The organism is Rhodococcus sp. 4CII, from assembly GCF_014256275.1.
Classification (GTDB): domain Bacteria; phylum Actinomycetota; class Actinomycetes; order Mycobacteriales; family Mycobacteriaceae; genus Rhodococcus_F; species Rhodococcus_F wratislaviensis_A.
The window spans coordinates 5,627,844-5,641,478 of sequence record NZ_JACCFE010000002.1; the positions used below are offsets into that span (position 1 = coordinate 5,627,844).

The window sequence follows — 13,635 nt, forward strand, 5'->3', positions numbered from 1 at the left end:
GTACCGGATCACTCCTGGGTATGGAGCCGGTCAGTTCTCACCCTTCGGGCGGGTGTCGCGGCGGAGGGGGTGATCGTCGGGGATCTGCACCAGCACGATCGGGATTCCGTCGGGGTCCGCGATCCACATCTCCACCAGTCCCCACGGTTCCTGCCGGGCCTCGCGGTCGATCTTCACCCCGGCGAGCACCAGCTCGGTCTGCGCGGCGGTGAGGTCGCGCACCTGCAGCCACAGCGCGCCGTCGAAGGACGACGATTCACCGGTACCGCCGTGCGCGGCGATCTCGATCAGGCCCTGACCGGCGAAGAACACCGTGCCCCCGGGGTATTCACGGGCAGTGGCGAGCCCGAGGATGTCGCGGTAGAAGCTGAGCGTCGTCGGGTAGTCACGCGGCCGCAGAATCGTCCTGCTGCTGAGGATTTCCACCCGTCACCCTCCTTCGCCGGGCCGGGCCTCGTGTCCCGTTCGACCGTGTGTCCGTCGATCTTCCTTCATCTCGGCCTCGAACAGGTGCCGCCGTCCGTCCACGAGTTCGTGACGTGCGCCACGTTCGTGCTCGCGCAGCGGCGTCCAGTAGTGGTCGTCGAACTCCTCGACGAGCTGGAACGTCCACCGGCCCTCGACGACGTTGCGACCCACGAGCTCGGACTGCACCCGGTCCGCGACGTCCGGGTGACCCGCGTCCCGCAGCGCGTCGACGGCCTCGCCGAGCTGAAGGTCGGCGTGCCCGATCAGCTGATGGAACGAGTAGAGGTGCCCGCGGGCGCGTTCGACCGTTTCGAGGGCCTCCGACAGTTTGCCGAGCGCGGCGACGGTGTCGTCACCGACTCCGGGCGGACGACGGTGTTCCGGTGCGGGGAGCTCGCGGTCGATGCTCATGGGGGTCAGTGTGCCCGAATCGGTGCCGCCGCGCGTCCCCTCCTGCCTACGCGACGAATCCGCCCGCGTATTTCACCCTCCGCGGGTGTACTCGCCCGCGACCGCCCGGTGTTGGACTGGATCGACAGCTTCCGACGACGAGGGGACGGGACCATGACTTCGAGCGTGACAGGCGAGCCGATACCGGGTGGCGAATCGTTACCGTTCCCGCCGAGGCCGTCGGGGAGCGTCGCCGGCCGGACCATGCAGGAGTCGGTGTACAGCCCGCATCCGAAGGAGAAGCGGCTCCCCGCCGAGGCACCGAACATCCTGATCGTCCTCATCGACGACGCCGGGCCGGGCCTGCCCAGCGGACTCGGCGGTGAGGTGAACACCCCGACGCTCGACGCGATGTTGCAGGACGGCATCGGGTACAACCGATTCCATACGACCGCAATGTGTTCGCCGACCCGCGCGTCGCTGCTGACCGGACGCAACCATCATCGCGTCGGGAACGGGCAGATCGCCGAGCTGGCCAACGACTGGGACGGCTACTCCGGCCACATCCCGCGGTCGAGTGCGACGGGGGCCGAGGTGCTGCGCCACTACGGATACAGCACTGCCGCATTCGGGAAATGGCACAACACCCCTGCCGAGGAGACCACCGCCGCCGGTCCGTTCGACAACTGGCCGACGGGTCTCGGATTCGAGTACTTCTACGGTTTCCTCGCCGGCGAGGCGTCCCAGTACGAGCCGAACCTGGTGCGCAACACGACGGTGGTGCTGCCCCCGAAGACGCCGGAGCAGGGCTACCACCTCAGTGAGGATCTCGCGGACGACGCCATCGGCTGGCTGCGCAGGCACAAGGCGTTCGAGGCCGACAAGCCGTTCTTCATGTACTGGGCCAGCGGCTGTCTGCACGGACCGCACCACATCATGAAGCCGTGGGCGGACAAGTACGCCGGGAAGTTCGACGACGGCTGGGATGCCTACCGGGAGCGGGTCTTCACGAGGGCGAAGGAGAAGGGCTGGATTCCCCCCGAAGCGGAGCTGACGGACCGCGACCCGACGATGGCCGCGTGGGACGACATTCCCGACGACGAGAAACCGTTCCAGCGCCGGCTGATGGAGGTGGCGGCCGGGTACGCCGAGCACTGTGACGTCCAGGTGGGCAGGCTGTTCGACGAACTGGACCGTCTCGGCTACCGGGACGACACCCTGGTCCTGTACATCTGGGGCGACAACGGCTCGTCCGGCGAGGGTCAGAACGGCACGATCAGTGAACTGCTGGCGCAGAACGGCATTCCGACCACACCGGCGCAGCACATCGCGGCCCTCGAGCAACTGGGTGGTCTGGACGTCCTGGGGTCGCCGAAGACCGACAACATGTACCACGCGGGCTGGGCGTGGGCGGGCAGCGCACCGTACAAGGGGATGAAGCTGCTGGCCTCCCACCTCGGTGGCACCCGCAACCCGATGGTGGCCCGGTGGCCGGCGAAGGTGACACCGGACCCGGCACCCCGCACGCAATTCCTGCACTGCAACGACGTGGTGCCGACTCTGTACGACATCATCGGGATCACCCCACCGCGGACGGTGAACGGTGTTCCACAGGATCCGGTGGACGGCGCCAGCTTCGCGCAGACACTCGTCGAACCCGGGGCGGCCGGGGGAAAGCCCACCCAGTACTTCGAGATCATGGGCAGCCGGGCGATCTACCACGACGGCTGGATGGCGTCCGCGTTCGGGCCACGCGCACCGTGGGTGGCGGGCCTCCCGGGTGGCATCCGCGACTGGAGCCCCGACGACGACGTCTGGGAGCTTTACAACCTGGACGAGGACTGGACCCAGAATCGGGATCTCGCGGAGCAGCATCCGAAGAAGCTGGCGCAACTGCGGGAACTGTTCGTGATCGAGGCCGCGAAGAACAATGTGCTTCCCGTCGGTGGCGGGCTGTGGGTCGTCGCATTGCATCCCGAGCAGCGGATCACGACGCCGTACACGAGCTGGGAGTTCTCCGGCGACACGATCCGGATGCCCGAGTTCTGCGCTCCCGCGCTGGGCAACAAGAACAACAGGGTCACCCTCGAACTCACGGCACCGGAGAACCCGAGCGGAGTGCTCTACGCGCTGGGGAGCAACGCCGGCGGACTCACGTGCTTCGTCGACGACGGCTTCCTCTGTTACGAGTACAACCTGTTCATCCTGATGCGCACCAAGATTCGCGCGACCGTGCCGATCGCGCCGGGCACCCGGACGGTGCAGGTGGTCACGGAGTACGTCGAGGCGCGGCCCGGTGGCCCGCTGAACGTGAAACTCTGCATCGACGGCAGTGTCGTCGGGGAGGGGCAGGTGCCGGTGAGTGCGCCGTTGCTGTTCACCGCCAACGACTGTCTCGACGTCGGCACCTGCCTGGGTTCCCCGGTGTCGCTGGACTACTACGACCGGGCGCCGTTCCCGTTCAACGGCACCATCGACCGCATGGCGGTCGAGTACACGTAGAAACGGGCTCTCAGAAGTACCAGGGGTACGGCTTCCAGTCGGGTTCGCGCTTTTCGAGGAAGGAGTCGCGGCCCTCGACGGCTTCGTCGGTCATGTACGCCATGCGGGTTGCCTCGCCGGCGAACAGTTGCTGCCCGACGAGGCCGTCGTCCTGGAGGTTGAACGCGTACTTGAGCATGCGCTGTGCCTGCGGGGACTTGCCGTTGATCTTGGTGGCCCAGTCGATGGCGACGTCTTCGAGTTCGGCGTGGTCGACGACCTTGTTGACCGCGCCCATCTGGTGCATTTCCTCCGCGGTGTACGTCTCGCCGAGGAAGAAGATCTCGCGGGCGAACTTCTGGCCCACCATCTTGGCGAGGTAGGCACTGCCGTACCCGCCGTCGAAGCTGCCGACGTCGGCGTCGGTCTGTTTGAACCGGGCGTGTTCGCGGCTGGCGAGCGTCAGGTCGCACACCACGTGGAGGCTGTGACCGCCGCCGGCGGCCCATCCGTTGACGAGACAGATGACGACCTTCGGCATGAACCGGATCAGCCGTTGCACCTCGAGGATGTGGAGGCGTCCGGCGCGGGCCTTGTCGACGGTGTCCGCGGTTTCCCCTTCCGCATACTGGTATCCGCTGCGGCCGCGGATGCGCTGGTCGCCGCCGGAGCAGAACGCCCAGCCTTCGTCCTTGGGGCTCGGACCGTTGCCGGTGAGCAGCACGGCGCCCACGTCGGATGTCATCCTGGCGTGGTCGAGGGCCCGGTACAGCTCGTCGACGGTGTGGGGGCGGAAGGCGTTGCGCACTTCGGGGCGGTCGAACGCCACCCGGACGATTCCCTGGGTGACATGACGGTGGTAGGTGATGTCGGTCAGGTTCTCGAAACCGGGAACCGGTCGCCAGTGCTGCGGGTTGAAGGTCACGGGTCCGAGGTTATCGGGTGCCGTCGGCGGGTGTCCGCGCGCGCAGGAGTTTTGCCCGGGTTTACCGTGCAGGTATGAGCGAACAGGCTGCGGACGTCACCGGTCTCGACGGCACGGGCGACGACGAGTACGAGCATCACGGCGGGTTCCCCAAATACGAGCCGGTGACACCCGGTCCGGACTGGGCGCGGTTCGTCGAGGGAATGCGCACGTTGCAGGACCTCGCGGTGTCCGTCGACGCCCCGGACGACGTCCTCGTGCAGGCCGCCGACCAGGTGGAGAAGCTGACCGAACTGCTCGGGCCGCACGTGGTTCCCGAGGGCCGGTCGCCGGCCGGTCGGACGATCGAACTCCCGGGCCGGGGCAGCCTGCTCATGCCGCCGTGGAACATCGAGAAGTTCGGGCCCGACGGGGTGCGCAGCACGGGCCAGTTCCGCCGCTACCACCTGGGCGGGAACGGCGCGGCCCACGGTGGCACGCTGCCGCTGCTGTTCGACGACCTGATGGGCATGATCGTGCACGCCTACGGCCGCCCGATCAGCCGCACCGCGTATCTGCACGTCGACTATCGCGCGATTACACCGCTGAACACCACGCTCGCGGTCGAAGGCGAGGTGGACCGCGTCGACGGGCGCAAGACGTACATCACCGCCCGGCTGACGCACGGGGACACCCTCCTTGCGGAATGCGAGGCACTCATGCTCGTGCTCCTGCCCGGGCAGCCCTGAACCGCGTGACATCGCTGCCCTCCGTCGCGGAGGTCCTGGCCGATGCCGTCGTGGTGAGTCTGCCGATGCGTGTGCGGTTCCGCGGCATCACGACGCGGGAAGCGTTGCTGCTGCGCGGTCCCGCCGGATGGGGTGAATTCGCACCGTTCCCCGAGTACGCGGACGACGAGGCGGCGCACTGGCTCCAGTCGGCGATCGAGGACGCCTGGCTGGGGCCGCCGGCCGCGGTGCGCACACGGGTGCCGATCAACGCGACCGTCCCCGCCGTCGACGCCGACCGGGTGCCCGACGTGCTTTCGCGGTACCCCGGCGCACGGACCGCGAAAGTGAAAGTGGCGGAACGCGGTCAGACCCTTGCCGACGACGTCGCCCGGGTGACTGCCGTCCGCACACTCGTCCCGAACGTGCGCGTCGACGCCAACGGTGGCTGGTCGGTCGACGAGGCCGAGGCCGCCTTGCGGGCCCTGACCGCGGACGGTCCCCTCGAGTACGCCGAGCAGCCGTGCGCGAGCGTGCCCGAACTGGTGGAGATCCGCCGTCGGTTGCCCGGCGTGCGGGTGGCCGCCGACGAGAGCATCCGCCGCGCCGACGATCCGCTGAAGGTCGTGCGGGCGGGCGGTGCCGACGTGGCCGTCGTCAAGGTCGCGCCACTGGGCGGCATGCGGCGACTGCTGTCGCTCGCCGACGATCTGGCGTCGCACGGCGTGCCGGTGGTCGTGTCGAGTGCGCTGGACACCGCCGTCGGGATCGCGGCCGGAGTGGCCGCCGCCGCGGCGCTCCCCGAACTGCAGTTCGCGTGCGGTCTCGGTACCGGCGGGCTCTTCGAGGCGGACGTGGCCCGCGGTCGCGAACCGGTCGACGGCGCGCTCACCGTCGAGGCGGTGGTACCCGACGTCGAACGGCTCACGGGCCTCGCCGCATCCGCGGAGCGTTCGGGCTGGTGGATCGAGCGGGCACGCCGGTGCCATGGCCTGCTCGAACGACGCGGCGTCCGGTTTTTCGTATAGTGTCTGGCCGGACCTGATCGCTCAGTCAATACGGAGGCATTGAAAGTGGTTGCAGCTCTGAACGAAACCCTGCTCGACGAGTCGCGCGTCCCTGCGGTCGTCGCAGACGTCCAGGCTCTCATCGACGCGGAGGTTTCGGACAAGTCGGGGGCCTCGGGACTGGCACTCAAGGCTGGATACGGCGCCGTCAAGAAGGTGGGACCGTCGATCGTGCCGGATGCCATCGAGGGACTGCTGCCGGCGTTCGTCACCAAGCTCGAGCCGTACTGGCAGGCCTTCACCGCCAGTGGTGAGAGCGGATTCTCCGAGTACCTGGTGGCGCGCAGCGACGAGGTCGCGGACTCGCTCCTCGGTGTCACGGACGAGCGCATCGAGGGCAGCGACCGCGGTGCCGTCAAGAAGGTGTACTCGTCGCTGCGTCCGTCGGCGAAGAAGAATGTGATCGAGGCGCTTCCGCGTCTGGGCGCCCTCGTCCAGAAGCACGCCAACTGATCCCCAGGTGAGTGGCAATGTGTGCCCCGGCACGCATTGCCACTCACCTGTCAGGGCGCGGCGTGACCGTGGCGCCAGTAGCCGGTGAACGAGATGTGCGACTTCGGGACCCGGCGCTCGTTCACCAGGTGACGCCGCAGCGCCGTCGTCAGCTCGCTCTCGCCGGCGACGAAGGTGTACGACGGACCGGACGGCAACTCCGCCTGCATCACCGTATTCAGCGCGAGCACTCCCGGACGGGCATCGGCGTCGTCTCGCACCAGCCAGTGCACGTTGACGCCGTCACCCACCGAAACCTCTCGAGCGTCTTCGGTAGCGGGGATCTCGATGAATACCTCGGCTCGCAGGTCCCGCGGGGCCGACCGCAGAATCCCGACGATCGCGGGGAGCGCGCTCTCGTCGCCGACGAGCAACTGCCACTCTGCGTCCGGGGCAGGGTTGTAGATCAGCCCCTCGTCGAGTATCGCCACTTCGTCCCCGGCCGCGGCCGTGTTCGCCCACGCCGACGCCGGACCGAGGTCCCCGTGCGACGCGAAGTCGATGTCGATCTCGGTTGTGTCGCCGAACGTCCCCGACCCCGCCACCCGGAGCTCGCGGATCGTGTAGTTGCGGACGACGGGTCGCGAGTCCTTGGACATCAGCTTGTACTGGGCGTACCAGAGGTTGCTCGCACTGGTGGGCAGCCGCAGCGTGTTCTGCCCCTCCTGGGGGAAGAACATCCGGAACCACTGGTCGTAGCCCAAGGGGCTCACGGAGTCGAGTTCCTCGCCGGCGATGGTGACTCGGACGAAGCTGGGGCTGATCTGCTTGGCGGCGACCACGCGCGCCGACGCGATCCGGCGACTCTGAGGTTTGACGAACTTGGTGCGTTGGGCCATGGCTGCGAAGTCTCCCCGGGTGCGAAAGCTGTGTTGTCAGGTAAGCCTAACCAACTGTCGGTTGTTCGGGGCGGTGTGGGCGGTCGAGCAGCACGACCTTCGGCGGCAGACCCCACTCGTTGCGACCGAGGCGGCTCAGGGGTGCGAGAGTCTCGAAGTCCGGCAACCCGTCGTCGGCGACCGCCTCGGACCGGACCGCTATCGCCGCCACGTCACCCATCACCACGAACGAGTCGCCGACCGGTATCACCTGCTTCAGGGTGCATTCGATGGCGACGGGCGAACCCGCGACCCGGACGGGCCGCACCCGCTCGCTGGGTTCGGTGTCGATGCCCAGCGCGGCGAACTCGTCGACGTGGCTGTCGTACGTCGCCGAACTGGCATTGACCGCCGACATCAGGGGTTCGGTTGCCAGGTTGATCACGAACTCGCCCGTCGCCTCGATGTTGCGGAGGCTGTCCTTGCGGGTGACCGACGTGAACTGCACCACCGGCGGCTGCGTGCTGGACACCGAGAAGAAGCTGTACGGGGCCAGGTTGGCCACCCCGTCCGCCGACACCGTGGACACCCACGCGATCGGTCGCGGCACCACCGACGCGGTCAGCACCTGGTACATGCGGCGTGGTGGCAGTTCGGCGGGATCGAAGAGTGTGCGCATGCGTTCATGTTGTCAGTGCCCGCGTTGTGGCCGCGAACTCACCCGGCGAGGTCGCCGGACGCACCCGCCGGAGTATCTGACACTCTTGAAGGCGTGAACCCGTCCACTGCTCAAGCCACCGCGGTCGTCGACGAACTGGTCCGCGGGGGAGTTCGCGAGGTCGTGCTCTGCCCGGGTTCGCGGAACGCGCCGCTGGCGTTCGCCCTGCAGGCCGCCGACCTCGAGGGGCGGCTGCGCCTGCACATGCGCATCGACGAGCGCACCGCGGGATTTCTCGCCCTCGGCCTCGCCGTGGCCGGCCGACGTCCGGTCCCGATCGTCATGACGTCCGGCACCGCCGTGGCCAATCTCGGTCCCGCCGTACTCGAGGCCAACTACGCCCGGGTGCCGCTCGTGGTGCTCAGCGCCAACCGCCCGTACGAGATGCTCGGCACCGGAGCCAACCAGACCATCGAGCAACTCGGACTGTTCGGCAGCCAGGTGCGCGCGACCATCAGCCTCGGTCTGGCCGAGGACGACGCCGGGCAGAACAGCCAGTGGCGTTCGGCTGTGTGCCGGGTCCTCGCTGCGGCCCGCGGCACCCGGTCGGGGAACGCCGGTCCGGTGCACTTCGACATCCCGCTGCGGGAACCGCTCGTTCCCGACGTCCACGCGCAGGGTCCCGTCCCGCAGGGACGACCGGGTGGCGCGGCGTGGACCACCACCCAGCACGCGACGCTCGACGTGCCGATGGACCTCGACATCGGCCCCGACACCATCGTCATCTCCGGGCACGGGTCCGCGTTGCGGCCCGAGCTCGCCGGACTTCCGACGGTCGCGGAGCCGACCGCGCCCCTGCACGGCATCCCGGTGCATCCGATGGCGCTGCCGCAGCTCAAGCCGCGGCAGGCCGTCATCACCGGACGCCCCACCCTCCACCGGTCCGTGTCGAAGGTCCTCGCCGATCCGTCGGTGGCCGTCTACGCGCTCACCACCGGCCCTCGGTGGCCCGACGTGTCCGGGAACGTGCTGGCCACCGGAACCCGCGCGGTGGTGACCGGTGAACCCGACCGGGCCTGGATCAACCGGTGCCGCACGCTGTCCGAACACACCGACAAGGCGGTCCGCGCCCAACTGGCCGCCCACCCGAAGGCGACGGGACTGCACGTCGCCGCCGCCGTGATGGACGCGCTGTCCGACGGTGACCAGTTGCTGCTCGGGGCGTCCAACCCCGTCCGCGATGCGGCGCTCGTGAGCTATCCGGTGCCGAAGATCCGGGTGCTGTCCAATCGGGGCGTCGCCGGCATCGACGGCACCGTGTCCGCGGCAGTCGGAGCGGCGCTCGCCTACGAGGAGGGGCGCACGGTCGCCCTGCTCGGCGACCTCACGTTCCTGCACGACGCGTCCGGGCTGCTTGTCGGCAGCGGCGAACCGCGGCCCCGCGACCTGACGATCGTGGTGGCCAACGACGACGGTGGCGGAATCTTCGAATTGCTCGAACAGGGCGACCCCCAGTACGCGGGGGTGTTCGAGCGGGTCTTCGGCACCCCACACGGGATGGATCTCGCTGCCCTGTGCGCTGCGTACCGCGTGGAGCACCACCTCGTCGGGCTGGGCGAGCTGTCGACCCGGCTGAGCACGCCCGACATTCCCGGCGACCGCGGAATCCGGGTGCTCGAGGTGACCACCGAACGCTCCGGGCTACGTGAACTGCACGCCGCGGTGCGAGCACAGTTGTGAATGCGCGCGTGACGCGCCGCGTCCGGCGCGGGGTGCTGGTGGCGGCGATCGGCATCTCCGTCCTGGCCGTGCTCCTCGTCCTCGCCGCCTGGCGCAACGACCACACCATTCAATCCGACCGCGGCGTGGCCACCGCGGAGGTGCTGTCGGCGGGATCGCTGCGGTCGGCCATCAGCTTCGTCACCCCGGATGGGGTGACGCACAACCCCGAACTCGGGGTGCTGTATCCGACCAACCTCACCGTGGGACAGCGGATCGACGTCGAGTACGCGCGCAGCGACCCCGACCTGGTGCGGGTGTCCGGACGCGACGCCAGCGTCGCGGTCGTCCCGGCGGGTTCGCTGATCGTCGTGACGTGGCTGATCGCGGGCCCGCTGATCTGGTATCTGCGCCGACGGGAAGACCAGGCGGCGTCCTCGCCGACAGCGTCATCCTGAGTTTCCCGGATCTTCGCGCGACGGTCATGTCGATCTCGCTGCTGTGACCATGAGCACTGCCACGCTGAGCGACGTGAGAGTAGCCATCGTTGCGGAGTCGTTCCTGCCCAACATGAACGGTGTGACCAACTCGGTGCTGCGGGTTCTCGACCACCTGCAGCGCACCGGACACCAGGCGATGGTCGTCGCCCCGGACACGGTCGGGTCGCAGACGTCGGCGCCGACCGAACACGAAGGCGTGCCCGTCCACCGGGTGCCTGCCGTGATGGTTCCGAAGGTCAGCTCGCTGCCCGTGGGGCTGCCGCAGCCGGGACTCACCGCTGCGTTGCGCGCCTTCGGTCCCGACGTGGTGCATCTGGCGTCGCCGTTCCTGCTCGGGGCGGGCGGACTCGGGGCGGCGCACCGGCTCGATGTGCCTACCGTCGCGGTGTACCAGACCGACGTGGCGGGTTTCGCGGAGAGCTACGGCCTCGGCATCACGAGCCGGGCGGCGTGGGCCTGGACCCGGCGGATCCACAAGGGCTGCACCCGCACGCTCGCACCGTCCACGTCGGCGGTCGAGGCGCTCGCCGAACAGCGGATTCCGCGGGTCCACCGCTGGGCGCGCGGCGTGGAGACCACCCGATTCGCGCCGTCCCGCCGCAGCACCGTCCTGCGGGATTCCTGGTTGGGTGACTCCGACCGGCTGGTCGTCGGATTCGTGGGCCGGCTCGCGCCGGAGAAGCACGTCGAGCGGCTTGCCGCACTCGCGGACGACACCGGCGTCCGGCTGGTGATCGTCGGCGACGGCCCGGACCGGGCTCGGCTGCAGAAGCTGATGCCGGACGCGGTCTTCACCGGCCAGCTCGGCGGTACGGAGCTCGCCGAGGCCTACGCGAGCCTGGACGTGTTCGTCCACCCGGGCGAGCACGAGACGTTCTGCCAGGCGGTCCAGGAGGCGCTCGCGAGCGGGGTGCCGGTGATCGGACCGGATGCGGGTGGCCCGCGCGATCTGGTCGCGCACTGCCGCAACGGCTATCTGCTTCCGGTGGACCGGTTCGGCGAACTGCTGCCGAGCGCCGTGGACGCACTGCGCGACCGCCGGATGCGGGCGCGCTTCGGGGAGGCCGCCCGGCAGTCGGTGCTGCACCGCACGTGGCCGGCGATCTGCGACGAGCTGCTGGGCCACTACGCGGCGGTCGTCGGCGGTCAGGGTTTTCGCGAGTTCCGGGCGGCCTGAACGCGAAGTCGCGACCTTCTCACGAGATGGGAGGGCGGCCCGCGATGTGGTCGGCCGGGGAATTCCGCGGCCGCATCCCGTCGTTGCCCGGAGCATGGCCAAGTACAAAACTGTCAATCCCGCGACCGGTGAAACCGTCCGGGAATTCACAACCTTGGACGAGGCAGGAGTGGAGTCGGCGCTCGCACGCGCCCACAGCGGATATCTCGAATGGCGCACCGTCCCTGCCGAGGAGCGAGCCCACATTCTGGGCCGGACAGCCGACCTCTACGCCGAGCGCGAGGACGAACTGGCGCGGATGATCGCGCTCGAGATGGGCAAACCCGTCCGCGAGGCCAAGGGCGAAGTCAAGCTTTCCTCGGCGATCTACCGTTACTACGCGGACAACGGTCCCGGTCTGCTCGAGGCGGAACGGCTCGATGTGCCGGGCGCGGACGAATCCGTCGTCTACCGCAGGCCGATCGGTGCGCTCGTCGGCGTGATGCCGTGGAACTACCCGTACTACCAGGTCGCCCGATTCGCGGCACCGAACCTCATGCTCGGCAACACCGTGTTGCTCAAGCACGCACCGAACTGTCCGCAGTCGGCACTGCTCATGGAGGAGATCTTCCGGCAGGCAGGTCTTCCCGAGGACGCGTACCTCAACGTGTTCGCCACCAACGAGCAGATCGCCGACATGATCGCCGACCCGCGCGTCCAGGGCGTCTCCCTCACCGGCAGTGAGCGGGCCGGGACCAGCGTCGCCGAGACGGCGGGGCGCAACCTCAAGAAGGTGGTACTCGAACTCGGCGGCTCCGACGTGTTCGTCGTCCTCGACACCGACGACATGGACGCCACCGTCAAGACGGCCACCCGCGCCCGCCTGTCCAACGCGGGCCAGGCCTGCAACTCGCCCAAGCGTTTCATCGTGACCGAGCCGAACTACGACGAGTTCGTCTCGAAGCTCGCCGAGTCGTTCAAGGCCACGCCGACCGGCGATCCGCTCGACGCGAAGACCGTCCTCGGGCCGCTGTCCTCGCAGAGCGCCGCGGATTCCCTGATCGAGCAGATCGAGGACGCCGTCGCCAAGGGTGCGACGCTTCTCGCCGGCGGGAAGAAAGTCGACGGCCCCGGCTCATACGTCGAACCGACGCTGCTCGTCGACGTGACTCCCGAGATGCGGGCCTACAGCGAGGAGTTGTTCGGCCCGGTCGGCGTCGTCTACAAAGTCGCCACCGCCGACGAAGCCGTGGAACTCGCCAACTCCTCCTCCTACGGTCTCAGCGGTTCGGTGTGGAGCACCGACCTCGACGGGGCGCGCGAGGTCGCCGACCGGCTCGACGTCGGGATGGCCTTCGTCAACGAGCACGGCACGACGCTGCCCGGCCTGCCGTTCGGCGGCGTGAAGCGTTCCGGAGTCGGCCGCGAACTCGGCCCGTGGGGAATGGACGAGTTCGTCAACAAGAAATTGGTGCGCGTCTCCAAGAAGTGACCGCCGCGCCTCCGCGCCCGGCGCCGACATCGGTGCCGGGCGCGGTTGGTAGCGTTTCGGGCGTGGCAACTACACACGGTTCGCGGGCGTCGCTCGCAAAGGATCCGCACGAGGTCGCGTCGATGTTCGACGGCGTCGCGAAGCGCTACGACCTCACCAACACGATTCTCTCGTTCGGTCAGGACCGCAGTTGGCGCAAGGCGACGCGCTCGGCGCTGGCGTTGAAACCAGGGGAGCGGGTGCTCGACCTCGCCGCGGGCACCGGGGTGTCGACCGTGGAACTCGGACGGTCGGGCGCCTGGTGTGTGGCCACAGATTTCTCCAAGGGCATGCTGCAGGCCGGCATCGGCCGGCGTGTTCCGATGGTCGCCGGCGACGCCATGCATCTGCCCTACGCCGACGCCGTGTTCGACGCCGCCACGATCTCCTTCGGGCTGCGCAACGTCTCCGACTTCGACGCCGGACTCCGCGAGATCGCCCGGGTCACCAAACCCGGTGGACGCCTCGTCGTGAGCGAGTTCTCGACCCCGGTGTTCGGGCCGTTCCGCACCGTCTACATGGAGTACCTGATGAAGGCGCTACCGCGGGTCGCGCGCGCCGTCAGCAGCAACCCCGACGCCTACGTGTACCTGGCGGAATCGATCCGCGCGTGGCCGACCCAGGAGGAACTCGCACAGCGCATCGAGGCCGCCGGATGGCGGAACGTGCAGTGGCGCAACCTCACCGGTGGTGTGGTCGCCCTGCACCGCGCCACCCGCTGAA

14 protein-coding genes are annotated in these 13,635 nt (G+C 68.8%); 9 read left to right on the plus strand and 5 right to left on the minus strand.

The window, feature by feature from the left end:
* Positions 1-30: 30 nt before the first annotated feature.
* The gene (locus H0B43_RS26810) at positions 31-426 is read right to left on the minus strand and encodes a VOC family protein (protein WP_185725161.1); all 396 of its coding nucleotides are present in this window, start codon (positions 424-426) and stop codon (positions 31-33) included.
* 3 nt (positions 427-429) lie between these two features.
* Positions 430-879 carry a hypothetical protein gene (locus H0B43_RS26815; protein WP_185725160.1) on the minus strand — a complete coding sequence of 150 codons (450 nt, stop codon included), beginning with the start codon at positions 877-879 and terminating at the stop codon, positions 430-432.
* A gap of 153 nt (positions 880-1,032) precedes the next feature.
* Between H0B43_RS26815 and H0B43_RS26820 the strand changes: the two genes are divergently transcribed.
* Positions 1,033-3,360, plus strand: a complete 2,328-nt coding sequence (locus H0B43_RS26820; RefSeq protein WP_185725159.1) for an arylsulfatase — start codon at positions 1,033-1,035, stop codon at positions 3,358-3,360.
* 10 nt (positions 3,361-3,370) lie between these two features.
* Here H0B43_RS26820 and H0B43_RS26825 read toward each other — a convergent pair whose 3' ends face one another.
* Entirely contained in the window at positions 3,371-4,264 is an 894-nt protein-coding gene (locus H0B43_RS26825; protein WP_072939980.1) for a 1,4-dihydroxy-2-naphthoyl-CoA synthase, read from the minus strand.
* A gap of 74 nt (positions 4,265-4,338) precedes the next feature.
* Here H0B43_RS26825 and H0B43_RS26830 point away from each other — a divergent pair, with 74 nt between their 5' ends.
* Genes H0B43_RS26830 through H0B43_RS26840 form a run of 3 tightly spaced genes read left to right on the plus strand, consistent with a single transcriptional unit; the run spans position 4,339 to position 6,491 of the window.
* Entirely contained in the window at positions 4,339-4,992 is a 654-nt protein-coding gene (locus H0B43_RS26830; RefSeq protein WP_185725158.1) for a PaaI family thioesterase, read from the plus strand.
* Positions 4,993-4,997: 5 nt separating this feature from the next.
* A complete protein-coding gene (locus H0B43_RS26835; RefSeq protein ID WP_185725157.1) occupies positions 4,998-5,999 on the plus strand; it encodes an o-succinylbenzoate synthase in 1,002 nt (333 codons plus the stop codon).
* Between the two features lie 45 nt (positions 6,000-6,044).
* Positions 6,045-6,491: a DUF6918 family protein gene (locus tag H0B43_RS26840; protein ID WP_185725156.1), complete on the plus strand. Its 447-nt coding sequence runs from the start codon at positions 6,045-6,047 to the stop codon at positions 6,489-6,491.
* A 50-nt stretch (positions 6,492-6,541) separates the two neighbouring features.
* On the opposite strand, the gene H0B43_RS26845 is transcribed toward H0B43_RS26840, so the two are convergent.
* Together H0B43_RS26845 and H0B43_RS26850 are read right to left on the minus strand one after the other, a co-directional pair.
* Positions 6,542-7,369, minus strand: coding sequence for a siderophore-interacting protein (locus H0B43_RS26845; protein WP_185725155.1), 828 nt, complete (start codon positions 7,367-7,369; stop codon positions 6,542-6,544).
* Positions 7,370-7,415: 46 nt separating this feature from the next.
* Positions 7,416-8,027: a flavin reductase family protein gene (locus H0B43_RS26850; RefSeq protein WP_185725154.1), complete on the minus strand. Its 612-nt coding sequence runs from the start codon at positions 8,025-8,027 to the stop codon at positions 7,416-7,418.
* Positions 8,028-8,120: 93 nt separating this feature from the next.
* On the opposite strand from H0B43_RS26850, the gene menD reads away from it, so the two are divergent.
* The 5 genes from menD to H0B43_RS26875 all read left to right on the plus strand — a co-directional run bounded on the left by menD (position 8,121) and on the right by H0B43_RS26875 (position 13,634).
* Positions 8,121-9,746: a 2-succinyl-5-enolpyruvyl-6-hydroxy-3-cyclohexene-1-carboxylic-acid synthase gene (menD, locus tag H0B43_RS26855; RefSeq protein WP_185725153.1), complete on the plus strand. Its 1,626-nt coding sequence runs from the start codon at positions 8,121-8,123 to the stop codon at positions 9,744-9,746.
* Positions 9,743-10,183: a DUF3592 domain-containing protein gene (locus H0B43_RS26860; RefSeq protein WP_185725152.1), complete on the plus strand. Its 441-nt coding sequence runs from the start codon at positions 9,743-9,745 to the stop codon at positions 10,181-10,183. Before menD ends, H0B43_RS26860 begins: the two co-directional genes overlap by 4 nt.
* 73 nt (positions 10,184-10,256) lie before the next feature.
* A complete protein-coding gene (locus H0B43_RS26865; RefSeq protein ID WP_185729787.1) occupies positions 10,257-11,402 on the plus strand; it encodes a glycosyltransferase family 1 protein in 1,146 nt (381 codons plus the stop codon).
* A gap of 94 nt (positions 11,403-11,496) precedes the next feature.
* Positions 11,497-12,873, plus strand: a complete 1,377-nt coding sequence (locus H0B43_RS26870; protein WP_185725151.1) for an NAD-dependent succinate-semialdehyde dehydrogenase — start codon at positions 11,497-11,499, stop codon at positions 12,871-12,873.
* 62 nt (positions 12,874-12,935) lie between these two features.
* Entirely contained in the window at positions 12,936-13,634 is a 699-nt protein-coding gene (locus tag H0B43_RS26875) for a demethylmenaquinone methyltransferase (protein ID WP_185725150.1), read from the plus strand.
* Position 13,635 lies beyond the last annotated feature (1 nt).